Annotated in this window: 21 protein-coding genes and 1 riboswitch; of the genes, 12 read left to right on the top strand and 9 right to left on the bottom strand. The window is 65.5% G+C overall.

Annotated elements, in window-relative coordinates:
* Positions 1–158: 158 nt before the first annotated feature.
* On the bottom strand, positions 159–527 hold the full coding sequence (gene gcvH / locus ABIA42_RS19835; protein ID WP_370122105.1) for a glycine cleavage system protein GcvH: 369 nt from the start codon (positions 525–527) through the stop codon (positions 159–161).
* Positions 528–537: 10 nt separating this feature from the next.
* Positions 538–1,686, bottom strand: a complete 1,149-nt coding sequence (gene gcvT / locus ABIA42_RS19830) for a glycine cleavage system aminomethyltransferase GcvT (protein WP_370122108.1) — start codon at positions 1,684–1,686, stop codon at positions 538–540.
* A 146-nt stretch (positions 1,687–1,832) separates the two neighbouring features.
* Positions 1,833–1,921: riboswitch (glycine riboswitch) on the bottom strand.
* A gap of 223 nt (positions 1,922–2,144) precedes the next feature.
* Here gcvT and alaS point away from each other — a divergent pair.
* Positions 2,145–4,823 (top strand): alanine--tRNA ligase, encoded by a 2,679-nt coding sequence (alaS, locus tag ABIA42_RS19825; RefSeq protein WP_370122111.1) that lies wholly within the window; start codon positions 2,145–2,147, stop codon positions 4,821–4,823.
* Between the two features lie 6 nt (positions 4,824–4,829).
* A complete protein-coding gene (locus ABIA42_RS19820) occupies positions 4,830–6,056 on the top strand; it encodes a cyclic nucleotide-gated ion channel (protein ID WP_370122114.1) in 1,227 nt (408 codons plus the stop codon).
* 4 nt (positions 6,057–6,060) lie between these two features.
* Here the strand turns inward: ABIA42_RS19820 and ABIA42_RS19815 are convergent, their stop codons facing one another.
* Positions 6,061–6,564, bottom strand: coding sequence for a DUF3455 domain-containing protein (locus tag ABIA42_RS19815; protein ID WP_370122117.1), 504 nt, complete (start codon positions 6,562–6,564; stop codon positions 6,061–6,063).
* Positions 6,565–6,664: 100 nt separating this feature from the next.
* Entirely contained in the window at positions 6,665–7,879 is a 1,215-nt protein-coding gene (locus ABIA42_RS19810; protein ID WP_271533023.1) for an NADP-dependent isocitrate dehydrogenase, read from the bottom strand.
* A 337-nt stretch (positions 7,880–8,216) separates the two neighbouring features.
* Here ABIA42_RS19810 and ABIA42_RS19805 point away from each other — a divergent pair, with 337 nt between their 5' ends.
* The gene (locus tag ABIA42_RS19805; RefSeq protein WP_271533021.1) at positions 8,217–9,425 is read left to right on the top strand and encodes a TrmJ/YjtD family RNA methyltransferase; all 1,209 of its coding nucleotides are present in this window, start codon (positions 8,217–8,219) and stop codon (positions 9,423–9,425) included.
* Positions 9,426–9,667: 242 nt separating this feature from the next.
* Positions 9,668–10,054: a DoxX family protein gene (locus ABIA42_RS19800; RefSeq protein ID WP_370157154.1), complete on the top strand. Its 387-nt coding sequence runs from the start codon at positions 9,668–9,670 to the stop codon at positions 10,052–10,054.
* 6 nt (positions 10,055–10,060) lie between these two features.
* On the opposite strand, the gene ABIA42_RS19795 is transcribed toward ABIA42_RS19800, so the two are convergent.
* Positions 10,061–10,210 (bottom strand): hypothetical protein, encoded by a 150-nt coding sequence (locus ABIA42_RS19795; protein WP_194393097.1) that lies wholly within the window; start codon positions 10,208–10,210, stop codon positions 10,061–10,063.
* A 285-nt stretch (positions 10,211–10,495) separates the two neighbouring features.
* Positions 10,496–11,149, bottom strand: a complete 654-nt coding sequence (locus tag ABIA42_RS19790) for a TetR/AcrR family transcriptional regulator (protein ID WP_271533016.1) — start codon at positions 11,147–11,149, stop codon at positions 10,496–10,498.
* A gap of 247 nt (positions 11,150–11,396) precedes the next feature.
* On the opposite strand from ABIA42_RS19790, the gene ABIA42_RS19785 reads away from it, so the two are divergent.
* From ABIA42_RS19785 to ABIA42_RS19775, 3 genes are read left to right on the top strand one after another with little or no spacing between them, the layout of a single operon-like run.
* Positions 11,397–11,939, top strand: a complete 543-nt coding sequence (locus ABIA42_RS19785) for an OsmC family protein (RefSeq protein ID WP_271533014.1) — start codon at positions 11,397–11,399, stop codon at positions 11,937–11,939.
* A 35-nt stretch (positions 11,940–11,974) separates the two neighbouring features.
* The gene (locus tag ABIA42_RS19780) at positions 11,975–13,129 is read left to right on the top strand and encodes an acyl-CoA dehydrogenase family protein (RefSeq protein WP_370122125.1); all 1,155 of its coding nucleotides are present in this window, start codon (positions 11,975–11,977) and stop codon (positions 13,127–13,129) included.
* Positions 13,130–13,181: 52 nt separating this feature from the next.
* Positions 13,182–14,060, top strand: coding sequence for a sulfurtransferase (locus ABIA42_RS19775; protein WP_271533010.1), 879 nt, complete (start codon positions 13,182–13,184; stop codon positions 14,058–14,060).
* 212 nt (positions 14,061–14,272) lie between these two features.
* Here the strand turns inward: ABIA42_RS19775 and ABIA42_RS19770 are convergent, their stop codons facing one another.
* Complete coding sequence (locus ABIA42_RS19770) at positions 14,273–16,213, bottom strand: sigma 54-interacting transcriptional regulator (protein WP_271533009.1); 1,941 nt, start codon at positions 16,211–16,213, stop codon at positions 14,273–14,275.
* A gap of 160 nt (positions 16,214–16,373) precedes the next feature.
* On the opposite strand from ABIA42_RS19770, the gene ABIA42_RS19765 reads away from it, so the two are divergent.
* The 4 genes from ABIA42_RS19765 (at position 16,374) to cynS (ending at position 20,092) form a co-directional block, all read left to right on the top strand.
* On the top strand, positions 16,374–17,756 hold the full coding sequence (locus ABIA42_RS19765) for a CmpA/NrtA family ABC transporter substrate-binding protein (RefSeq protein WP_370122130.1): 1,383 nt from the start codon (positions 16,374–16,376) through the stop codon (positions 17,754–17,756).
* Positions 17,757–17,820: 64 nt separating this feature from the next.
* Positions 17,821–18,660, top strand: coding sequence for a nitrate ABC transporter permease (gene ntrB, locus ABIA42_RS19760; RefSeq protein ID WP_271533005.1), 840 nt, complete (start codon positions 17,821–17,823; stop codon positions 18,658–18,660).
* Between the two features lie 5 nt (positions 18,661–18,665).
* Positions 18,666–19,589: an ABC transporter ATP-binding protein gene (locus ABIA42_RS19755; RefSeq protein ID WP_239625000.1), complete on the top strand. Its 924-nt coding sequence runs from the start codon at positions 18,666–18,668 to the stop codon at positions 19,587–19,589.
* Positions 19,590–19,603: 14 nt separating this feature from the next.
* Positions 19,604–20,092 carry a cyanase gene (gene cynS, locus ABIA42_RS19750; RefSeq protein ID WP_370122135.1) on the top strand — a complete coding sequence of 163 codons (489 nt, stop codon included), beginning with the start codon at positions 19,604–19,606 and terminating at the stop codon, positions 20,090–20,092.
* Here the strand turns inward: cynS and ABIA42_RS19745 are convergent.
* Entirely contained in the window at positions 20,079–20,906 is an 828-nt protein-coding gene (locus ABIA42_RS19745) for an oxaloacetate decarboxylase (protein WP_370122138.1), read from the bottom strand. The two genes, cynS and ABIA42_RS19745, sit on opposite strands and share 14 nt — an antisense overlap.
* Before the next feature lie 105 nt (positions 20,907–21,011).
* On the opposite strand from ABIA42_RS19745, the gene ABIA42_RS19740 reads away from it, so the two are divergent.
* Entirely contained in the window at positions 21,012–21,980 is a 969-nt protein-coding gene (locus tag ABIA42_RS19740) for a LysR family transcriptional regulator (RefSeq protein ID WP_370122141.1), read from the top strand.
* Between the two features lie 5 nt (positions 21,981–21,985).
* Here the strand turns inward: ABIA42_RS19740 and ABIA42_RS19735 are convergent, their stop codons facing one another.
* Positions 21,986–22,309: a DUF1476 domain-containing protein gene (locus ABIA42_RS19735; protein WP_271532996.1), complete on the bottom strand. Its 324-nt coding sequence runs from the start codon at positions 22,307–22,309 to the stop codon at positions 21,986–21,988.
* Positions 22,310–22,465: the final 156 nt, after the last annotated feature.

Genomic DNA, 22,465 nt, shown 5'->3' with positions numbered 1-22,465 from the left:
CTTGTCCCGGGCATCCACGTTCTTCGTGCCGCGAGGAGGCCGTGGATGGCCGGGACAAGCCCGGCCATGACGATGTGGAGACATCGCGCGTACGCCCTCATCTGCGATACTCCTGCGCCTTCGCGGGCCATGGCGATGTGGAAAGATCGCGCTTCATCTCACGCCGTATGGGCCTTGTAGGCGGCTTCATCCATGAGGCCGCCGAGTTCGCTCTTGTCGGCAATCTTGATCTTGAAGAACCAGGCCGCACCCTGCGCATCCGAGTTCACCAGCGCCGGCTCGGCGGCAAGCGCCTCGTTGGCCTCGAGCACTTCGCCTGTAACAGGCGCGTAGACGTCGGAGGCGGCCTTCACCGATTCCACGACGGCGGCGGCTTCGGCCTTCTTCAAGCTCCGGCCGACCTTGGGCAATTCGACGAACACGACGTCGCCGAGCTGCTGCTGGGCGTAGTCGGTGATGCCGACCGTGGCGGTATCGCCGTCGATCGCGAGCCATTCATGGTCGGAGGTGTACAGCGTCGTGGTCATTGTCTTGTCCTCAGCGTTTGTAGGTGTTTTTCACGAAGGGCATGGCGGCGACTGCGAGCGGCAGGCGCTGGCCGCGCACCTCGGCGAAGAGTTTCGTGCCGAGCGCGCTCAGGTTCGTGGGCACGTAGCCCATCGCGACCGGCGCATTCAGGCTCGGGCCGAAACCGCCCGAGGTGACCTTTCCGATCGGCTCGCCACCGGCCTGATCCGCAAACAGCAGCGCACCCTCGCGAACCGGCGCGCGGCCTTCGGCGCGCAGGCCGACACGGCGGCGGGATGCGCCGTTATCGAAATGCGCAAGGATCCTCTCGGCGCCGGGAAAGCCGCCGGCGCGCATCCCGCCGTTGCGGCGGCTCTTCTGCACCGACCATTCCAGCGCGGCCTCGACCGGCGTGGTCGCGGTGTCGATGTCGTGGCCGTACAGGCAAAGCCCGGCTTCGAGCCGCAGGCTGTCGCGGGCGCCCAGGCCGATCGGCAGCACGTCCGGGTTTTCGAGCAGTGTCTTGGTCAGACGCTCCGCGTCGGCCACGGGGACCGAGATCTCGAACCCGTCCTCGCCGGTATAGCCGGAGCGCGAGACGAAGCACTTGATGCCGGCGACCTCATGCGGGCCGGCATCCATGAATGTCATGGACGGCGCCTCTGCACACAATTTCGCCAGCGCCGCTTCCGCCTTCGGGCCCTGCAGCGCGATCAGCGCGCGGTCGGCCAGAGAATCGATGACGCAATCGTCCGCGAGATGCGCGCGCAGATGCGCCTCGTCCGCTTCCTTGCAGGCGGCGTTGACGACCAGGAACAGGTGGTCGCCGAAATTGGCGACCATGAGATCGTCGAGAATCCCGCCTTCCGCGTTGGTGAACTGGGCGTAGCGCTGCCGGCCCGGTGCAATCGCCACGATGTCCTGCGGCACCAGCCGTTCCAGCGCGCGGGCGGCGTCCTCGACCTTGCCCGACTTCGGGCGAAGCGCAAGCTGCCCCATATGGGAGACGTCGAACAGGCCGGCCGCGGCTCGCGTATGGAGGTGCTCCTTCAGCACCCCCGCGGGGTACTGCACGGGCATATCATAGCCAGCGAACGGCACCATCTTGCCGCCAAGGGACACATGCAGGGCGTGGAGGGGCGTATGTCGGAGAGATTTCTGGTCGGCGGGTACTGGCATCACAGGGGTCCTCGGCGGTTCCCCGGGGACGATTCCCCGGGCCAACCAGTCGAAGCCCCATCTGTCGCTGTGCCTGAGAGTATTATCCCGTCGGCGGGTGCCACCCGGGTTCTTAGGCCCGTCGGCGCCTCTTTCCAGATGCTGTCAAAGCCACGCGGTCCTTTTGCCTGAGAGTTTCCGGGGCGGTTGCTCCTTCGGCGCCGGCAGTAAAGCCGGTCTCTCCCGACGTGGCCGTACGATATAGATGGTTACAGACCACAGGGCGGCCAAGCCTGTCAACGCGGCGGTTTCGCCTTTTCAACCGGGATTGCGCGCCTGCGGCAACCCTCTGATCTCCTTGCACAGTTTCTGGACACTGAAGCAGGCCTTGTCTAAAAGCGCTTTGGCCCGCAGATATCAGCCCTAACCTCCGGTTTGGATGGCAGGAAGCGGGTCCAAGCACACCCGATTGGATGAACATGAGCGGCGTCAACGAGATCAGGTCGACCTTTCTGAACTTCTTTGCCGAGAACGGCCACGAGATCGTGCCGTCCTCGCCATTGGTGCCGCGCAACGACCCCACGTTGATGTTCACCAATGCCGGCATGGTGCAGTTCAAGAACGTCTTCACCGGCGTGGAGAAGCGGCCCTATCAGCGCGCCACCACCTCGCAGAAATGCGTACGCGCCGGCGGCAAGCACAACGACCTCGACAATGTCGGCTACACCGCGCGCCATCTCACCTTCTTCGAGATGCTCGGCAACTTCTCGTTCGGCGACTATTTCAAGGAACGCGCGATCGAGCTCGCCTGGAAGCTGATCACCGCCGAGTTCGGGCTGAAGAAGGACAAGCTGCTGGTCACGGTCTATCACACCGACGACGAGGCGGCGGGCCTGTGGAAGAAGATCGCCGGCTTCTCCGACGACCGCATCATCCGCATCCCGACCTCGGACAATTTCTGGGCGATGGGCGACACCGGCCCGTGCGGCCCGTGCTCGGAGATCTTCATCGACCGCGGCGAGCACATCTGGGGCGGGCCTCCGGGCTCGCCGGAGGAGGACGGCGATCGCTTCCTCGAATTCTGGAATCTCGTGTTCATGCAGTTCGAGCAGGTGACGAAGGAGGAGCGCCAGCCGCTGCCGCGTCCCTCGATCGACACCGGCATGGGCCTGGAGCGCATGGCCTGCATCCTCCAGGGCGTCGAGAGCGTGTTCGAGACCGACCTGTTCCGCAACCTGATCGATGCGACGGCGTCCGCGCTCGGCACCGGGCCGAGCGAGCAGACCGTGGCCTCGTTCCGCGTCATCGCCGACCATCTGCGCTCCTCGGCTTTCCTCGTCTCCGACGGCGTGCTGCCCTCGAACGAGGGCCGCGGCTACGTGCTGCGCCGGATCATGCGCCGCGCCATGCGCCATGCGCAGCTGCTGGGCGCCAAGGAGCCGCTGATGCATCGGCTGGTCTGGGCGCTGGTCCGCGAGATGGGCCAGGCCTACCCCGAGCTGATGCGCGCCGAAAAGCTGATCGAGGAAACGCTGCGGCTGGAAGAGACCCGCTTCCGCAAGACGCTGTCGCGCGGCCTCGCCATTCTCGACGAGAAGAGCGCGGGCCTGAAGAAGGGCGACATGTTCGACGGCGACGTCGCCTTCACGCTCTACGACACCTACGGCTTCCCGCTGGACCTGACGCAGGACGCGCTGAAGTCGCGCGGCATCGGCGTCGACCAGGCGGCGTTCACGGATGCGATGGAGCGGCAGAAAGTGAAGGCGCGCGAGTCCTGGAAGGGCTCGGGCGAGGCGGCTTCCGAGGCGATCTGGTTCCCGCTGCGCGAGAAGCTGGGTGCGACCGAATTCCTGGGCTACGAGACCGAGAGCGCCGAAGGCGTGGTGTCCGCGCTGGTGAAGGACGGCCACGAAGTCGCCAGCCTCAAGGCCGGCGAGACGGGCGCGATCGTGCTCAACCAGACGCCGTTCTACGCCGAGTCCGGCGGCCAGGTCGGCGACACCGGCGTGCTGACGGGTGAGGGCGGCATCAAGTTCCGCGTCACCGACACGCAGAAGAAGCTCGGCGATCTCTTCGTCCATGTCGGCACGGTCGAGAGCGGCGAAATCAGGCTCGGCACCGCGCTGCAGCTCGAGGTCGATCATAGCAGGCGCTCCTCGATCCGCGCCCATCACTCGGCCACGCATCTCATCCACGAGGCGCTGCGCCAGGTGCTCGGCGATCACATTGCCCAGCGCGGCTCGATGGTCGCGCCCGACCGCCTGCGCTTCGACTTCGTGCATCCGAAGCCGATCACGGCGGAGGAGCTCGCCCGCGTCGAGGACATCGCCAACGACGTTGTGCTGGAGAACGACGAGGTCACCACGCGGATCATGGGCGTCGATGAGGCCCGTGAGGCCGGTGCACGCGCGCTGTTCGGCGAGAAATACGGCGACGAGGTCCGCGTCGTCTCGATGGGCAGGACCGCGCGCGAGCGCGGCGCCAACGCGCTCGGCTGGTCGGTCGAGCTCTGCGGCGGCACCCACGTCAAGCGCACCGGCGATATCGGCCTGATCACGCTGACGGGCGAGAGCGCGGTCGCCTCGGGCGTGCGCCGCATCGAGGCGCTGACCGGCAATTACGCGCGCAGGCACGCCAACGACACCATGGCGCTGGCGAAGACCGCGGCGAACGAGCTGCGTACCTCGATCGAAGAAGTGCCGGCCCGCATCGCCGCGCTGATGGAGGAGCGCAAGAAGCTCGAGCGCGAGCTGTCCGACGCCCGCAAGAAGCTCGCGATGGGCGGCGGCGCCGCAGCCAGCAACGGCGCCGCGGCCGGCGTGCGCGAGGTCGGTGACGTCAAGCTGATGGCACGTGCCGTGGAGGGCATCGAGATGAAGGATCTCAAGAGCCTCGCCGACGACGGCAAGAAGCAGATCGGCTCGGGCGTCGTCGCCATCGTCGGCGTCACCGAGGACGGCAAGGCCGGTGTGGTGGTCGGCGTCACGCAGGACCTCACCGCGCGCTTCAACGCCGTGAACCTCGTGCGCATCGCCTCCGAAACGCTCGGCGGCAAGGGCGGCGGCGGCCGGCCCGACATGGCCCAGGCCGGCGGTCCCGATGGCGCCAAGGCGGCGGCCGCGCTCACCGCGATCGAAAAAGCGATGGCGGGCGCTTAAGTCGCCATGGCCCCCGTTCCGCGAGGACGTGGGCTTCGCGATCCCGAATTTCGGGATCGCCTCTACGATTTGCTGGAGCACGATCCGCTGGCCTATTCGGTCGGGTCGCGCTTCATCCAGCTGATCATCGGGGTCATCGTGCTCAATGTGGCCGCGATGATCCTCGCCTCGCTGCCGGAGCTCGATGCGCAGTTCGGCACGCTGTTCGCGGGCATCACCGTCCTGTCCGTGATCGTGTTCGCGCTGGAATACGCGGCGCGGCTGTGGACGGTGGCGGGGCACACCCAGCGCAAGGGCTCCGCGCTGGCCGACCGGCTCAGCTACGCCTTTTCCGCGCTCGGCATCATCGATCTGATGGCGTTCCTGCCCGCGGCAATCGTGCTCGCCACCGGCGGGCATGCGACGCTGGCCGCGCTCGGCGTGCTGCCGTTCTTCAAGCTGATCCGCTATTCGCCGGCGATGCGCTCGCTGCTCGCCGCCGTGCATGCCGAGCGGCGGGCGCTGATTGGCTGCATCGTCATCCTGATCGGCGCGGTGCTGACCTTTGCCTCGCTGCTCTACGCCATCGAGCGCGACGTGCAGCCCGACAAGCTCGGCACCATTCCACAGGCGATGTGGTGGGCGATCGTCACGCTCGGCACGGTTGGCTATGGCGACGTCGTGCCGGTGACGCCGCTCGGCAAGTTCGTCTCCACCTTCGCCATCGTCGCCGGCTTTGCCATGATCGCGCTGCCGGTCGCGATCATCTCGACCGCATTCGCCGAAGAGGTGAAGCGGCGCGATTTCGTCGTCACCTGGGGCATGCTTGCGCGGGTGCCGCTGTTCTCGCATCTGTCGGCCGCGGAGATCGCCGACATCATGCGGCTGCTCCGCGCGCGCACCGTCGAGCAGGGCGAGATCCTGGTGCGGCGGGGCGATGTCGCCTCGTCGATGTATTTCATCACCGCCGGCGAGGTCGAGATCGCGCTGCCGAGCCAGCATGTGCGGCTCGCCGACGGCACCTTCTTCGGCGAGATCGCGCTGCTGCACAAGACAAAACGCAGCGGCACGGTGACGGCGACCCGCAAGACCCGGCTGCTCGTGCTCGACGCCCAGGATTTTCACGCGCTGATCGAGCGCATGCCGACGCTCGCCGACCACGTCCATACCACCGCCAAGGCAAGGCTCGCCGACACCGGCGATCTCGCGCTCGCCGAGCTCGCGCAGGCGGAGAAGAACGACGCCGACCGCTGAGCGGTCAGCCTTTCTTCAGGAAAACATAGTCGGCCGCGTACGGCGCGCTTTTGAACTCGCCGGCCTTCTCGCATGCACCGTCGAGCTTGCCGCCGTGGGTGTTGATGCGCTGGACGGTGGTCACGGGCGTGAGCACGCCGCTGCCGCGGCGGGAGGCGACCTCCAGCTTCAGCCAGGGGATGTCGGCGGCGGTGGCGCCTGGTGCGTTGCCGATGGCCTTGCCGACGACGGCGCTGCCGTCGGCATGCTCCCAGGTCGGGCCGGCATAGTGCCGCCCGATCGTCTTGCCCTCGGACAGCAGCGTCGCGATCGGCTCGCGGAAGGCCCAGGCGAGCTTGCCGTCAGCGCCGGCCTTGCACTCATAGACCTGCGCGCCCTCGGCGTGGACGCTGAGCACGACGGTCTCGCCCGGCGCCGCGATGGCGTCGGGGAGAGGATCGGCGGCTCTGGCTTGCCCGGCCATGGCGGCGAGCAACAGCAGGCTGGGGACGGCAGGCTTGATCCGCATGGTCGCATCTCCGCGCGAGGGCCACAAAAATAAAAAGGGCCACGCTTTGGCGCGGCCCTTGATGATGTCTGGTCCAGTCGGGCGAAATTGCGGATGGCGGCTAGGACGCCAGCGCCTTCGTGAGGTTTTCCGCGACCTTGTCGAGGAAGCCGGTGGTCGAGAGCCAGCGCTGGTCGGCGCCGACCAGGAGCGCGAGGTCCTTGGTCATGTAGCCGGCCTCGACGGTGTCGACGCAGACCTTCTCCAGCGTGTTGGCGAACTTCGCCAGCTCGGCATTGTTGTCGAGCTTGGCACGGTGGGCGAGGCCGCGTGTCCAGGCGAAGATCGAGGCGATCGAGTTGGTCGAGGTCTCCTTGCCCTTCTGGTGCTCGCGGTAGTGCCGGGTCACCGTGCCGTGGGCGGCTTCGGCTTCCACGGTCTTGCCGTCGGGCGTGAGCAGCACCGAGGTCATCAGGCCGAGCGAGCCGTAGCCCTGCGCGACGGTGTCGGACTGCACGTCGCCGTCGTAGTTCTTGCAGGCCCAGACATAGCCGCCGGACCATTTCAGCGCCGAGGCGACCATGTCGTCGATCAGGCGGTGCTCGTAGGTCAGGCCCTTGGCGTCGAACTCCTTCTTGAACTCGCGGTCGAAGATGTCCTGGAAGATGTCCTTGAAGCGGCCGTCATAGACCTTGAGGATCGTGTTCTTGGTCGACAGGTACACCGGGTAATTACGGAGCAGGCCGTAATTGAACGAGGCGCGGGCGAAGTCGACGATGGAGTCGTCGAGATTGTACATCTCCATGGCGACGCCGGCGCCGGGCGCCTTGAACACTTCCTTCTCGATCACGGTGCCGTCCTCGCCGACGAACTTCATCGAGAGGGTGCCCTTGCCCGGGAACTTGATGTCGGTGGCACGGTACTGGTCGCCATAGGCATGGCGGCCGATGATGATCGGCTTGGTCCAGCCGGGAACCAGGCGCGGCACGTTCTTGCAGATGATCGGCTCGCGGAAGATCACGCCGCCAAGGATGTTGCGGATGGTGCCGTTCGGCGACTTCCACATCTGCTTGAGGTTGAACTCCTTCACCCGGGCTTCATCCGGGGTGATGGTGGCGCACTTGACGCCGACGCCGACCTTCTTGATCGCCTCGGCGGCGTCGATGGTGACCTGATCGTTGGTGTGGTCGCGGTATTCCATCCCCAGGTCGAAATAGAGCAGCTCGACATCCAGGAACGGGGTGATCAGCTTGTCCTTGATGTACTGCCAGATGATCCGGGTCATCTCGTCGCCATCGAGCTCGACGACGGGATTGGATACCTTGATTTTTGCCATGATCGGGGAAGCCTCTTGGGAACGGCGCTTTTGGCGCGCCACGGGAATATCCGCCGCCTCTTAGCATCGCCGCGCGGCTGGCGAAAGCCAAGGGATTATGCACTTTTAGCTCATCCAGCTTCCGCAGATGGGGAGCGGGAAGCGGCCCTGCCCCAGGGCCGGACCTGAGGATTCGGAAGAGAATCAAAAGTCGAATCCAACCCGTTATTTCCCTTGAGAATTTCGTCAGGACAGGCAAACGACAGGCGGCGGTGCGGCCCGCCCGGCGGGCCGGCTTGAATCAACTCCTGAAGTGGCCTCCGCAAGGCCTTGAAAGACAGCGTGAAAGCGAACCGAGATGTCGGGGACTGACAAGAGCAAGGCGGGTCTATCCCTCGACGGTCCCATCGTGATCCTGGTCGAGCCGCAGCTCGGCGAGAACATCGGCATGGCCGCGCGCGCCATGGGCAACTTTGCTCTCGGCCGGCTGCGCATCGTCAACCCCAGGGACGGCTGGCCCAACATCGCCGCCCAGCGCGCCGCGGCCGGCGCCGACCACATTCTGGAAAAGGTCGAATTGTTCGACACGGTGGAGCAGGCGGTCGCAGACCTCGACCTCTTGTTCGCCACCACGGCGCGCCCCCACGACCAGGCCAAGCCCGTGGTCGGGCCGGAAGCCGCAGCCAGCGAGATCGCCGGGCACGTCGCGACCGGCGGCAGGTGCGGCATCCTGTTCGGCCGCGAGCGCTGGGGGCTGACCAACGAGGAGGTCGGGCTTTCCAACCGCATCATCACCTTCCCGGTCAATCCGGGCTTTGCCTCGCTCAACCTCGCCCAGGCCGTGCTGCTGGTCGGCTACGAATGGTTCAAGCGCGCGACCTCGGGCGCGCTGCCCCACGCCATGCCGGAGCGCTCCGAGCGCGCTTCGCAGCACCAGATGCAGGCCTTCTTCGACAATCTCGTGCGCGAGCTCGACAAGGTCGAATTCCTGCGCCCGGCCGAGAAGCGCGACACCATGCTGGTGAACCTGCGCAACATCTTCACCCGCATGGAGCCGACCAAGCAGGACATGCACACCCTCCACGGTGTGGTGATGGCGATCGCCGAGGGGCGCAAGGGCCCGGCCAAGGGCGGCGTGCTCGACGGCGAGCAGGCGACGCGCCTGCGCGCGCTGCTCGCCGAGCACGGGCAGGGCGGCGGCGTCTCCGACAGCGGCTCCACCGTCCGCGGCCTCGCCCGCCTGCTCCGCCGCAACCCGACCGACGCCGAGCGTCTGCTGTGGCAGGCGCTGACGCGCGACCGCCGCTTCGCCGGCCAGTTCAAGCGCCAGACCCCGGTCGGCCGCCACATCCCGGACTTCGTCTCGTTCCCGCACCGGATCGCGATCGAGCTGGTGAACCCGGGCGAGGGCGAGGCGATAGCGGCCGACCGCGCGGGCCGGCGGACCTGGCTGGAGGCGCGGGACTATCGGGTGCTCGACGTCCGCGCAGCTGATGTGGAGCGCGATCTCGAGGCGGAGCTCGTGCGGCTTGCGGGGATGATGGCCGACGGATCGAGCGCTCCGTAGCAGCAGGCTCAAGGCGCGTCGTACTCCACTACGTCCCACGAATATGCGTCAACTCCGCTGACACTCGTGAGCGGCAGCTCGGCCTGCGCGCGGTCTGAGCGCTTCGTGCGATCCGCCAATCATGATAAGGCTGGCTCTCGCCGTGGACGTGTTCAGCCGGTCGTGGACAGCAGGGGATTCTTTCAGTGATATCCCATTTGGAGTCGCGGGCGCTCGACGAGTTCGCCACAAGGAAAGCGGGCGTGCTGATCTTGATCGGCCGCATTCTGCTTGCGTGGGTATTCGTCGGAAGCGCGTACGGAGCGCTATCCAATTTCGGCGGCTCGGTGGGCTATTTCAGGTCGCTGAACCTTCCGGCACCTGAGCTGTTCACCATCATGAACATAGCAGTCGAGGTCCTCATATCCCTCGGCCTGATATTCGGTCTCGGCACGCGCTACTGCGCAGTTCTGATGTTCGTGTTCGTGCTGACGGCGACAGTGATCGCACACCGCTATTGGGAATATCCCGCCGGCGCGCAGCAGATTGGTCAATACAACCATTTCCTGAAGAACATCTCGATCATGGGAGGCGCGATGTTGATCTTCGTCACCGGGCCGGGCCGTTTCAGCTTGGACCGGGCAACGTAGACGGCATCACTTCACGTGGGGCTTGAATGCGTCCTCGATCGCTCGACGGATGCTCCTTGTGAGCGGCTTCAAGGCATCGCCCAGGAACGCGAAGAGAAGCATCAGCCACGTCGCAAGCGCGGCACACCACAGCATCACTTCCAGTATCTCGGGCATGCGCCCTCTCGAAAAATACGTTCTCTGAAATACGGCCAGTGTCGCCCAAAGGAGCCGACACGGCAAGTCGTCTTCTGAGCAGCGCGCCGGAACACTCGCAATATGCAAGTTGCGGGCACCCCTTGTCTCAATGGAAGAAGGCCGCCTCTGTGGCCACGACGAGTGCGCAGGTCGGAGAGCCGGTAAGCCTGGCTGACCCACTGGACGCGGACACCCTCATTCGAATACCCGCGTGACCGCTGAAGGGGCGGGATCGGTTGCGTTTCCCTAACCGTCCCTGCGGATTCACACCGCCTCGAGCTGCTCCGCCGCCCGCTTCTTCTTCGCCTTGGACTGGCCGAGCAGGGGGCCTGCCGTGAGTGCCGCCGTATCGGCCACGCCCGGGTCGCGCGAGATCATCGCCGCGACGATCGCGCCGTCGATGATCAGGCCGAGCTGATGGGCCAGCACCGCAGGCTCGGTCGAGCCGAGCTCGCCGGCGAGCTTCTCGATATGGCCGAGCACGATCTTCTTGTGCTTCAGCGCGATGTTGCGAAACTGCTTGGCGTCCTTGTCGTGCTCGCCGACCGCATTGATGAAGGGGCAGCCGTAGAAGCGCTCCTCCGCGAACCAGCTCTTCAGCGCGGGAAAGATGCGCGTGAGCTTCGCCTGCGCATCGCCGCCGCCTTGCTCCATGGCGCCGATGAACCATTCGCGCCACTGCTTGCCTTCGCTTTCCAGCACGGCGTTGACGAGATTGGTCTTAGAGCCGAACAATTTGTAGAGTGTGGTCTTCGCGGTGCCGGCTTCCTCGATGATCGCATCGATGCCGGTGGCATTGATGCCGTTCTTGCAGAACAGGTGCGTCGCGGCACTGAGCAGGCGCCCACGCGCGGATTCGTCGTCGCCTGCGCCAGCGTGGGGCGAGTTCGCGTTCTTCTTCGATGACGTCTTTGCCATGGGCTGCAACTTAATCGCAGCTGCATCACATCAGCAAGCCGCATCTGTCCAGCGCTGAAAAGATTCGCATCCGCTCATTCATCTGCTCCGCCTTTGAGCAAGAGGGGGCTGATCAATCGGCAGGCAGCGACGCCTAAGCGGCTCCAATGCTTCGCATTTCGCTTTTGGCCGCTTCTGGCACGCTCCATGCAAGGAAACAGACCGTTCGGTATCCTACCGATTTCCACTTCTGCCAGGGAGAAGACTGATGACTGCCGTCGTTCAAAAGACAGTGCTGACGGGGTGCCTCGCGCCCATCGACAAGAATGGGCTCGAGCAGCTGATCGCCAACGGCAAGGCGAATCCGAAGGTCATCAAGACCTTGAAGTGCAAGACGGTCGCGGAAGGTAAATTCCGCCACGCCAACTACATCCGCAACCTGCAGCCCTACATCGTCGACGAGCCGCCGGGGCTGCTGGGTGACGACACCGCGCCCAATCCGTCCGAAGCCTCGCTCGCCGCGCTCGGCTCCTGCCTTGCGGTCGGCCTGCACGCCAATGCCGTGCATCGCGGCTGGATCGTCAACAAGCTCGAGCTGGAGCTCGAAGGCGATCTCAACATCACGGCGGTCTGGGGCACGGGCGACACCTCCGACAAGCCGGTCGGATTCACCGATGTCCGCGTCAAGGTCGACATGGAATGCGAGGGCATCTCACAGGACGAGATCAATGCGCTGGTTGCCCATGTGAAGAAATGGTCGCCGGTCGCCAACACCTTCACCCGGCCGGTCAATCTCGAGGTCAGCATCTAGCAGACGGCAATCAGGACAAGGTGCGGGAGACGATCATGGGTTCACTGGCTTTATCGCGGGCCGAAGTTATCGATCAGCCCGCACCGTCCATTGCGGGCGAGGTAGCGCGGATCGCGCGCGAGCAGCTCGCGCCGCTCGCCGCCGGCATCGACGACGGTACGGTCTATCCGGCCGAGGTGCTGCGCAAGTTCGGTGCGGTTGGGGCGTGGGGCAGTCACGTGCCTCACGACGGCCCCGCCGATCTGCGCTGTGCCATCCAGGCGATGGCCGCGATCGGGGAAGTCTGCGGGGCCACGGCCTTCATGGCCTGGTGCCAGGACACCCTGGTCTGGTATGCGGCGAACTCGACCAACCTGAAGCTCGCCAAACGCTTCGGCGATGCCTTCTCGACCGGGCGCGTGCTCGGCGGCACCGGGCTCTCCAACCCCATGAAGAGCTTCTTCGGCATCGAGAAATTGAAGCTGAAGGGGCGCAAGGTCGAGGGCGGCTATATCGTGCGCGGCGCGCTGCCCTGGGTCTCCAATCTCGGTCCCGACCATTATTTCGGCACCATCTTCGAGCGTGAGGATGATCAGGGCACCGCAAGTGGCGAGCCCGGCATCGCAAGTGGCGAGCCCGCCACGGTGATGTTCCTGGCCGACTGCTCGGACCCTGCGATCACGCTGACGCCGTGCAAGCCGTTCCTCGCCATGGACGGCACCGGCACCTACGGAGTGCAGTTCCGCGACGTGTTCGTGCCGGACGAGCTGATCCTGGCCGATCCGGCCGGGCCCTTCGTCAAGAAGATCCGCGCCGGCTTTATCCTGCTCCAGGCCGGCATGGCGCTCGGCCTCATCAAGGATTGCATCAACATCATGGACGAGGTCGGCAGCCCCCTCGGCCATATCAACCGATATCTGCCGCAGCAGCCGGTGCACTTCCGCGATCTCGCCGCCGAGCTCGAGGCCGAGACCATGGCGCTGGCGCGCGATCCCTACAACGAAGAGGAGACCTACTGGCGCAAGGTGATCGCGCTACGGCTTCGCGCCGGCGAGGCCAGCGTCGCGGCGGCGCATGCGGCGATGCTGCATTGTGGCGCGCGCGGCTACCTGAAGAGCCACCGCGCGCAGCGGCGCATGCGCGAGGCCTATTTCGTCGCGATCGTCACGCCTGCCACCAAGCAGCTGCGCAAGATGCTCGCCGACACCTGAGCTTCACGAGTCCACCCCGAAGACCACCTAACCTCAACGGAGAGGCTGCCAAATGACGGACGTTCTGATCTCTGCCAGCGAACTTGCCGATCTCTTGAAGACCGAACCGTGTGTCGTGATCGACACCCGCAATCCCGACGCCTACGGCGCCGGGCACCTGCCCAATGCCGTGAACGTGCACGACATCTTCACGTTCCTTGCGACCTCGACGCCCGAGGGCATCAGCGAGCTGAAGAGCAAATTCGCCGACGCCTTCGGCGCGGCCGGCCTCTCCGGCAAGGAAACAGCCGTGGTCTACGAGCAGTCGATGAATTCCGGCTTCGGCCAGTCCTGCCGCGGCTATTATCTGCTCACCATGCTCGGTTATCCCAAGGTGAAGGTGCTTCACGGCGGCTTCGATGCCTGGGCTGCCGCGGGCTTGCCGGTGACCAAGGACGTTCCGACCCCGGTGAAGGCCTCGTTCCCGATCGTGCCTGAAGCGGGCGACATCCTGATCGATGCGAAGACCATGCTCGCCGCCGTCGGCAAGCCCGGCATCGCGATCCTCGACGTGCGCGACGTCGACGAGTGGATCGGCGACAGCTCTTCTCCCTATGGAAAGGATTTCTGCCCGCGCAAGGGCCGCATTCCCGGCGCCGTGTGGCTGGAATGGTACCGCATGATGAAGCCGACCGCCGAGGGCCCGCGCTTCAAGTCCAAGGACGAGATCCTGGCCGAATGCGCCACCGTCGGCATCTCGCAGACCACGCCGGTCTACCTCTACTGCTTTAAGGGCGCGCGCGCCTCGAACACGTTCCTGGCGCTCAAGAATGCCGGCGTGAAGGACGTGCGGATGTATTTCGGCTCCTGGAACGAATGGTCGCGCGATCCGTCGCTGCCGATCGAGCAGGGATTGCCGATTGCAGCTGATGTCACGACCAAGGCGGCGTGAGTGCGCGGTTCGATCCAGCCAGACTAGATCAGACCGTGTTGCCACGAAGGAAGTGCACTCCCTCTCCCGCTTGCGGGGGAGGGCTGGGGTGGGGGTGTTTCCTCAGCGGGATTCCCTGTGTGGAGAGAGCCCCCACCCGGCGCTTCGCGCCGACCTCCCCCGCAAGCGGGAGAGGTGAAGTGAGCCCGTGGCCAGCATCGAACCGGATCGCATCATGCTCTAGCCGTTGAGGCAGACCCACGGACGGGCGCAATTCCCAGCGCCTTGATCCGCGAGGCCAAGGTGGTCGGCTTGACGTCGAGCATTTCGGCCGCGCCACCGGGACCAAAGACTTTTCCCGCGCAGGCATCGAGTGCGGCGAGAATGTTGGCGCGCTCGTGGTCGCGCATCTCGGATGAGGTCATGACCGCCGGGCGCGCATCGGCCTTCGGGCGAGCGGCGCCGGACAGAACCTGCGCGCCGGAGCCGTCGGGCAGATCGATGCGCAGGCGGCCGTTCTGGGACAGGATCGCAGCGCGCTCGATCACATTCTGCAATTCGCGGACATTGCCGGGCCAGTCGTAGCGGGTCAGTCGCCGCGCATCGCCCTCGGACAGACGGAGGTTCGACTTCAGCGCCTTGCCCTCGCGCGTCAGGAAGTGCTGGGCGAGCAACGGAATATCCTCGCGCCGTTCGCGCAAGGGGACGGTCTCGATCGGGAACACGTTGAGGCGGAAATAGAGGTCCTCGCGGAAACGGCCGCGCTGGACTTCCTGCTTGAGGTCGCGATTGGTCGCGGCGATGACGCGGACGTCGACCGCGCGCGTGCGTGCCTCGCCCACGCGCTCGAAATGGCCTTCCTGCAACACGCGCAGCAGCTTGCCCTGGAGCTCGATCGGAATTTCGCCGACCTCGTCGAGAAACAGCGTGCCGCCGTCGGCCAGTTCGAAGCGGCCGATGCGGTCGCGCATTGCGCCGGTGAAGGCACCGCGCACATGGCCGAAGAACTCGCTCTCGAACAATTCGCGCGGGATCGCGGCGCAGTTGACACGGATCAGCGGCCGGTCGCTGCGGGTCGAGTCCTCGTGGATGGCGCGCGCGATCAGCTCCTTGCCGGTGCCGGATTCGCCGGTGATCATCACGGCCGCCGCGGTCGGCGCCACCAGCTTGACCTGGCGCAGCGTCTTCTGGATCGCCTCGCTTCCACCGATGATGCCGCGCGGATTGGTCTCGATGCGGATCTCCTCCTGCAGATAGGCGTTTTCCAGTTCGAGCCGCTCGCGCAGACGGTCGACTTCGGCAAGCGCCGCATGCAGCTTCTCGTCGGCCTCGCGGCGCTGGCTGACGTCGCGAAACACGACGACCGCGCCGACCACGACACCGCGGTCGCGGATGGGCGTGGAGGTGTATTCGACCCAGGCCGGCGAGCCGTCCTTGCGCCAGAACACCTCGCCATCGACCTGATGCACGGCGCCGTCACGGAACGCCGCATAGATCGGGCAGTCGTGATCGGGGTAGTGGCGGCCGTCGTGGTGGGTGTGGTGCACGATCGGGTGGATCTCCTTGCCGACCAGCTCTTCGGCGGTCCAGCCCAGCATCCGCTCCGCCGCCGGGTTCACGAAGGTGGTCTTTCCTTCCGCGTTCACGCCATAGATGCCTTCGCCGGCGGCGCGCAGGATCAGCTGGTTCTCGCGCTCGATGTCCTGAAAGACGCGCTCGACCCGCTGCCAGGTCGAGATGCCGCTGCGCATGTGATCCTCGGCGGCGGCATCGACATTGCGCCGGCGGCGCGCGTCGAGATCGGTCAGCGTGAGCAGCAGCAGCGTGCGGCCGTCATGCGGCAGCACGCAGCCTGCATATTCGAGCTGGAGATCTTGCCCCGTTGCGTGGCGGGGAGTGAGCGCCGTGGTCCAGTAGGCGCCCTTGTGCAGCACGGCCTGGGTGAAGACGGTGAGGGCCGGAAGCTCGCCGGCGTGGAGTGTGCTGGGTCTGGTCTGCCGCAGCAGCGCGCGGTCATAGCCGAGCAGGGCGCAGGCGGCAGGATTGGCATCGACGATCTGGTCGCTGAAGGGATCGACTAGCAGTGTCGCCTCGACCGAGGATTCGAACGCTGCGACGCGCGGATCGATGGAGGGAGCCACATCGTCGTGGACGGGCATTGGCGTCGTTGCCATTGCGAAATCTCGTAATTGAACTACGAAATCTCGTTTATCACGAATTTTCGTGGCGACCAAGCTCGATCGAAAGTGCTGCGTCGCCAAGGCGCTGGCCGATCTGGAGGCCGTGGCATGCTCCTTGCGTAATTCTTCCTCGCAACGACGCGCAGGAGGGCCGATGTCCACGTTCGACAATCCGTTTGATCCCGACCGCAACCTTCGGGCCGGCTGCGCCTGTGGCCGGCACCGATCCGCGGCAGAGCATGACCAGGCAGCCTCGGCGCTGCGTTGCGAGCCCGTCGAGGGCGAGGAGAAGCGCTACGAGGGCGTCGTCGCCTCTGCCGTGATGCGCGCGATGTTTCCGCAGGATGTGGCGCGCCGCGCCTTCCTGAAATCGGTCGGTGCGTCGACCGCGCTCGCGGCGCTGTCGCAATTCTTCCCGCTCAAGACGGCGACGGAGGTCTTCGCCGCGACCGGCGCGCCCGAGAAGAAGGACCTCAAGGTCGGCTTCATTCCGATCACATGCGCCACGCCGATCATCATGGCGGCGCCGATGGGCTTCTATGCCAAGCACGGCCTCAATGTCGAAGTGGTCAAGACCGCCGGCTGGGCGGTGATCCGCGACAAGACCATCAACAAGGAATACGACGCCGCGCACATGCTGGCGCCGATGCCGATCGCGATCTCGCTCGGCCTGGGTGCCAATGCCATTCCGTTCGCGGTGCCTGCGATCGAGAACATCAACGGGCAGGGCATCGTGCTCGCGACCAAGCACAAGGACAAGCGTGATCCGAAGGACTGGAAGGGCCTGAAATTCGCCATTCCCTTCGACTATTCTATGCACAATTACCTGCTGCGCTATTATCTCGCCGAGCACGGCATCGATCCTGATACCGACGTGCAGCTGCGCTCGGTGCCGCCGCCGGAAATGGTCGCGAACCTGCGCGCCGACAACATCGACGGCTTCCTCGCGCCCGACAACATCTGCCAGCGCGCGATCTATGACGGCGTCGGCTTCATGCACCTGTTGTCCAAGGAGATCTGGGACGGCCATCCCTGCTGCAGCTTCGCCGCCAGCCGCGAGTTCATCACGACGGCGCCGAACAGCTTTGCGGCGCTGACGCGGGCCATCGTCGATGCCACCGCCTATGCGTCGAAGGCGGAGAACCGCAAGCAGATCGCGGAGGCGATCGCGCCGGCGAACTACATCAACGCGCCAGTCACGGTGCTGGAGCAGGTCCTGACCGGCACCTATGCCGACGGCCTCGGTGGGGTGAAGACCGATCCCAAGCGGGTCGATTTCGATCCGTTCCCCTGGCAGTCCTTCGCGGTCTGGATGCTGACGCAGATGAAGCGCTGGGGCCAGATCAAGGGCGAGGTCGACTACAAGGCGATCGCCGAGCAGGTGTACCTCGCCACCGACACCAAGAAGCTGATGACCGAGATGGGGCTGTCGCCGCCTGCAAGCGCGTACAAGTCCTTCGCGGTGATGGGCAAGAATTTCGATCCGGCCAAGCCGGAAGACTATGTGGCGAGCTTCAAGATCAGGAAGGCGTCGTGAGCACGCCACTCTCGCCATCGTCGTCCCGGCGAACGCCGGGACCCATACCGCGAGGGCTTGCAAAATGAGCACCTCCCTCCGCCTACGTGCCGGCCTCGTCTCCATCGTGCTGCTCGCCGCGTTCCTCGGCATCTGGCATCTGGCCACGCGCTCCACCGCGCCGGTCGCCACGATGAGCCCCGAATACGCCAAGCTCATGGGCCTGACCGCGACGCAGGGCAAATCGGCAATGCCCGGACCACTCGATGTCGGGGCCAAGCTCTGGGACCATCTGAAGCGGCCGTTCTACGACAACGGGCCGAACGACAAGGGGCTCGGAATCCAGCTCGGCTATTCGATCGCGCGGGTCGGCACCGGCTATCTGCTGGCGGTGCTGGTCGCGATTCCGCTCGGCTTCCTGATCGGCATGTCGCCGCTGCTCAGCAAGGCGCTCGATCCCTTCATCCAGGTGCTGAAGCCGATCTCGCCGCTGGCCTGGATGCCGCTCGCGCTCTACACCATCAAGGACTCCTCGGTCTCGGCGATCTTCGTCATCTTCATCTGCTCGATCTGGCCGATGCTGCTCAACACCGTCTTCGGGGTTGCGAGCGTGCGCAAGGAATGGATCAACGTCGCGCGGACGCTGGAGGTCGGGACCGTCAGGCGCGCCTTCACGGTGATCCTGCCGGCGGCGGCGCCGACGATCCTGACCGGCATGCGCATCTCGATCGGCATCGCCTGGCTCGTGATCGTCGCCGCCGAGATGCTCGTCGGCGGCACCGGCATCGGCTATTTCGTCTGGAACGAGTGGAATAATTTGTCGATCACCAACGTCATCATCGCGATCCTGCTGATCGGGGTCGTCGGCATGCTGCTCGACCAGATCCTCGCGCGCTTCACGCGCATGGTCACGTTTCCGGAGTAGGGCAAGTGACCGACAAATTCGTCTCCATCGAAGGCATCGCTAAGCGTTATCCCGGTGCGGGCGGCGCCACGACGACCGTGTTCGAAAACCTGTGGCTTTCGATGGCGCGCGGCGAGTTCTGTTGCGTGATCGGCCATTCCGGCTGCGGCAAGACCACCGTGCTCAACATCCTCGCCGGCCTCGATGCGCCGAGCGAGGGCGCCGTCATCGTCGACGGTCAGGCGATTTCAGGCACCAGCCTGGACCGCGCCGTGATCTTCCAGAGCCACGCGCTGCTGCCCTGGCGCACCGTGCTCGGCAACGTCGCCTATGCCGTCAGCTCGAAATGGCGGAGCTGGGATCGTGCCAAGGTGAGGGCGCATGCGCAGACCTTCATCGATCTCGTTGGTCTCACCGGCTCCGAGCACAAGCGCCCTTCGGAACTGTCGGGCGGCATGAAGCAGCGCGTCGGCATCGCGCGGGCGCTGTCGATCACGCCGAAGATGATGCTGATGGACGAGCCGTTCTCGGCGCTGGACGCGCTGACGCGCGGCACGCTCCAGGACGAGGTCCGGCGCATCTGCCTGGAGACCGGGCAGACCGCGTTCATGATCACCCATGACGTCGACGAGGCGATCTATCTCGCCGACAAGATTTTCCTGATGACCAACGGTCCCGGCGCGGTGCTGGCCGAGGTGGTCGAGAACCCGCTGCCGCGGGATCGCGGCCGCACCGATCTGCACCGCCATCCGCTCTACTACGCCTTGCGCAACCACATCATCGATTTCCTGGTGACGCGCAGCAAGACCTTTGCCGCCGAGACACCCGATCACGATCCACGCAACGTGCCGATGGTGCACATCGGCAAGCCCGGATTGACGATCGCCTCGAACGGCGAGGAGCCACGCCAGACCTGGACCCCCGGGACCAGTCCCGGACTGACCGCCTGACACGGAGACCCCTGATGAAACGCGAAGACCTCACCGAAAAGCTGCTCGACATCAAGCGCGAGAAAGGCTGGAGCTGGAAGCACATCTGCGAGCAGATCGGCGGCTATTCCGAAGTGCTGATCGTCGGCGCGATCCTCGGCCAGATGAAATTGACGAAGCCGCAGGCCGCCAATGCCGGCGAGTTCTTCGGCCTATCGAAGGCCGAAGTTGCGATGCTCAACGAGGTGCCGATGCGCGGCACCGGCACGCCGATGCCGCCGACCGATCCGCTGATCTACCGCTTCTACGAGATGGTGATGGTGAACGGCCCGGCCTGGAAGGCACTGATCGAGGAGGAGTTCGGCGACGGCATCATGTCGGCAATCGACTTCGACATGGGAATCGAACGCGTCGCCAACCCGAAGGGCGACCGCGTCAAGATCACCATGAGCGGCAAGTTCCTGCCGTACAAATATTACGGCGCCAGCGGCAACGTGCCGGAATACGGTTTCAAGGAGGGCTGACCGCGGCGAAGGCGGCGCGCAACTCGCCGACCGCGGCCATCTCGCGGACATAGGTGAAGGATCCCTTGTCCTTCATCTCGCGCGCGCAGGTCATGAACGCGGCGAGCGCGTAGCGCGACATTGCCCCGCCGACGCTGATGCGCCTGACGCCGGCGGCGGACAATTGCGCAACCGTCAGCGTCGGATCGGCAAAGCCCATCACGTGGTTGAAGGGCTTGCCGAGCGAGGAGACGACCGTCCGGATCGTGGCGATATCGTACAGGCCGGGCGCATACAGGACATCGGCGCCCGCGGCCTGGAAGGCCTGCAGGCGGCGGATCGTGTCGTCGACGTCCTTGCGGCCGTGCAGGAAATTCTCGGCCCGCGCCGTCAGCGTGAACGGAATTGGCAGCGCACGCGCCACTTCCACCGCGGCCTGGACGCGCTCGACGGCATGGGAAAAGTCGTAGATGGGGCGATCGCGGTCGCCGCTGAAATCCTCGATCGAGCCGCCGACCGCGCCAGCCTCGGCGGCCCGCTGCATCGCTTCGGCGGCGCGCTTCGGCTCGTCTGCGCCGCAATTCTCGAGGTCCACGCTGACCGGCAGGTCGGTGGCTTCGACGATTGCGCGCGCGTTGGCGAGGATGACATCGAGACTGACGCCCCTGCTGCCGAGCATGTTGGCCACCCCGAGGCTCGTGGTCGCCAGGGCCTCGAAGCCCATCGCCGCGAGCAGCTTGGCCGTACCGGCATCCCACGGATTGGGAATGATGAAGGCCCCGGGTCGCTCGTGCAGGGCGCGAAACGCCGTTGCCTTGTCCAACTGGCTCGTCATGGCTGATCTCCCTGCTGTCGGTCCAGGCAGCCTTAGGAGCATTCTCGCCATCCGCCAAATTTGTTATTCTTTCCGGGATCATCAGCTTTTTGCATGAGCCTCGGGATGGACAGCGACGCCCTCAACACCTTTCTGACCATTCATCGCAGGGGTGGGATCTCGAATGCCGCGAAATTCCTGCATCGCTCGCAGCCGGCGATCTCGCGCCGTATTTCCTTGCTGGAGCAGGAGCTCGGCGTGCCGCTGTTCGAGCGGGTGGCAGGCCGCACGCGGCTCAGCGATGCCGGGCGCGTGCTGATCCCTTACGCCGAGCGCGCGGTTGCCGCGGCGCAGGACGCCGAGCAGGCGATACGCGCGTTGACCAAGCAGAATTCGGGGCCGGTTTCGCTGGCCGTGACCGGCACGCTTGCCGACGGCCGCCTGTCGACCATCATGAAGCGGTTTGCCAAAGAGAATCCGTCCGTCGCGCTGACCTTGCGGACGGCGACCAGTATCGAGGTCAGCGATCTCATCCGGCGCGGCGAGGCCACGATCGGCCTGCGCTACAACACCGACCGCTCCGGCGATCTCGCCTGCGAGCTGGTGCTGCGCGAGGCGCTGCAGGTCGTCTGTGCGCCCGATCATCCGCTGGCCGGACGGCGCGTGAAGCGCCTCGCCGAGCTTCACGGCGAACGCTGGATCGCCTTCCCGGAGACGCGCGGGCGTCGCGAGATCGCCGCGGCTCACGTGTTCGCGCTGTTTCTCACGCAGGGGCTCGGCGACGTGGAGTGGACGGCCGTGGACAGCCTCACCGCGCAGAAGCGGCTCGTGGAGTCGGGCTTTGGCCTCGCGCTATTGGCGCGAAGCCACGTGGCGGAGGAGTTGCGTGCGGCCTCGATCGCGACGATCGCCGTAGGCGATCTTGCCGCGGACCAGGACATCGTCCTTGTCACGCGTCGCGGCGGCTTTCTGAGCGCTGCCGCAGAGCGCCTGCTCGAGACCATCCGCCGCAACTATGCCGGGCTGGATGTCTCGACTACGCCCACAAAGAAATCGCCGGCGCGCAAGGGCATTGCGCGCCGGCGTGTGGGCTGAAGCGATTACTTCCCCGCCTTCACCTCGGTGGCCGCCACCGCGAGCAGTTCGCTCATCTTGGCGCGAATCGCCTGCTCGGTGACCGCGACGTTCTTGGCGGCGAAATCGGCCGTGATCTTGCGCAGGACGTCGGCATCGCCGGCCTCCTCGAAATCCGACGCGACCACCTCCTTGGCATAGGCGGTGGCGGCATCACCGGTGATGCCGAGCTTTTCCGCCGCCCACAGGCCGAGCAGCCGGTTGCGGCGGGCCTCCGCCTTGAACTTCTGCTCCTCGTCGAGGGCGAACTTCTTCTCGAAACCTTCTTGGCGCTTGTCGAACTCGCTCATGCCTTGTTCCAAATCCCCTGCTGAATGGCGCGGGAGCCTTCCGTTGCGGCGACCCGGCTGCATGCCTACATAGATAGCACGAATCGGCAAAACAACGGGCCGTTAAGCCGCAGGCAAGATGGTATAAGTTGGCGCCGGACGGCCGGATCGATTGTG

It is taken from the genome of Bradyrhizobium sp. USDA 327 (genome assembly GCF_041262065.1).
Lineage (GTDB): Bacteria > Pseudomonadota > Alphaproteobacteria > Rhizobiales > Xanthobacteraceae > Bradyrhizobium > Bradyrhizobium liaoningense.
The sequence above is the reverse complement of the archived record's forward strand: the minus strand, read 5'-3'. Positions and strand labels throughout refer to the sequence as shown.

Bases quoted from the DNA above. Each gene is read 5' to 3' on its own strand.
- gcvH (WP_370122105.1), bottom strand. From the start codon at position 527: ATGACCACGACGCTGTACACCTCCGACCATGAATGGCTCGCGATCGAC.
- gcvT (WP_370122108.1), bottom strand. From the start codon at position 1,686: ATGCCAGTACCCGCCGACCAGAAATCTCTCCGACATACGCCCCTCCAC.
- alaS (WP_370122111.1), top strand. From the start codon at position 2,145: ATGAGCGGCGTCAACGAGATCAGGTCGACCTTTCTGAACTTCTTTGCC.
- ABIA42_RS19820 (WP_370122114.1), top strand. From the start codon at position 4,830: ATGGCCCCCGTTCCGCGAGGACGTGGGCTTCGCGATCCCGAATTTCGG.
- ABIA42_RS19815 (WP_370122117.1), bottom strand. From the start codon at position 6,564: ATGCGGATCAAGCCTGCCGTCCCCAGCCTGCTGTTGCTCGCCGCCATG.
- ABIA42_RS19810 (WP_271533023.1), bottom strand. From the start codon at position 7,879: ATGGCAAAAATCAAGGTATCCAATCCCGTCGTCGAGCTCGATGGCGAC.
- ABIA42_RS19805 (WP_271533021.1), top strand. From the start codon at position 8,217: ATGTCGGGGACTGACAAGAGCAAGGCGGGTCTATCCCTCGACGGTCCC.
- ABIA42_RS19795 (WP_194393097.1), bottom strand. From the start codon at position 10,210: ATGCCCGAGATACTGGAAGTGATGCTGTGGTGTGCCGCGCTTGCGACG.
- ABIA42_RS19790 (WP_271533016.1), bottom strand. From the start codon at position 11,149: ATGGCAAAGACGTCATCGAAGAAGAACGCGAACTCGCCCCACGCTGGC.
- ABIA42_RS19785 (WP_271533014.1), top strand. From the start codon at position 11,397: ATGACTGCCGTCGTTCAAAAGACAGTGCTGACGGGGTGCCTCGCGCCC.
- ABIA42_RS19780 (WP_370122125.1), top strand. From the start codon at position 11,975: ATGGGTTCACTGGCTTTATCGCGGGCCGAAGTTATCGATCAGCCCGCA.
- ABIA42_RS19775 (WP_271533010.1), top strand. From the start codon at position 13,182: ATGACGGACGTTCTGATCTCTGCCAGCGAACTTGCCGATCTCTTGAAG.
- ABIA42_RS19770 (WP_271533009.1), bottom strand. From the start codon at position 16,213: ATGGCAACGACGCCAATGCCCGTCCACGACGATGTGGCTCCCTCCATC.
- ABIA42_RS19765 (WP_370122130.1), top strand. From the start codon at position 16,374: ATGTCCACGTTCGACAATCCGTTTGATCCCGACCGCAACCTTCGGGCC.
- ntrB (WP_271533005.1), top strand. From the start codon at position 17,821: ATGAGCACCTCCCTCCGCCTACGTGCCGGCCTCGTCTCCATCGTGCTG.
- cynS (WP_370122135.1), top strand. From the start codon at position 19,604: ATGAAACGCGAAGACCTCACCGAAAAGCTGCTCGACATCAAGCGCGAG.
- ABIA42_RS19745 (WP_370122138.1), bottom strand. From the start codon at position 20,906: ATGACGAGCCAGTTGGACAAGGCAACGGCGTTTCGCGCCCTGCACGAG.
- ABIA42_RS19740 (WP_370122141.1), top strand. From the start codon at position 21,012: ATGGACAGCGACGCCCTCAACACCTTTCTGACCATTCATCGCAGGGGT.
- ABIA42_RS19735 (WP_271532996.1), bottom strand. From the start codon at position 22,309: ATGAGCGAGTTCGACAAGCGCCAAGAAGGTTTCGAGAAGAAGTTCGCC.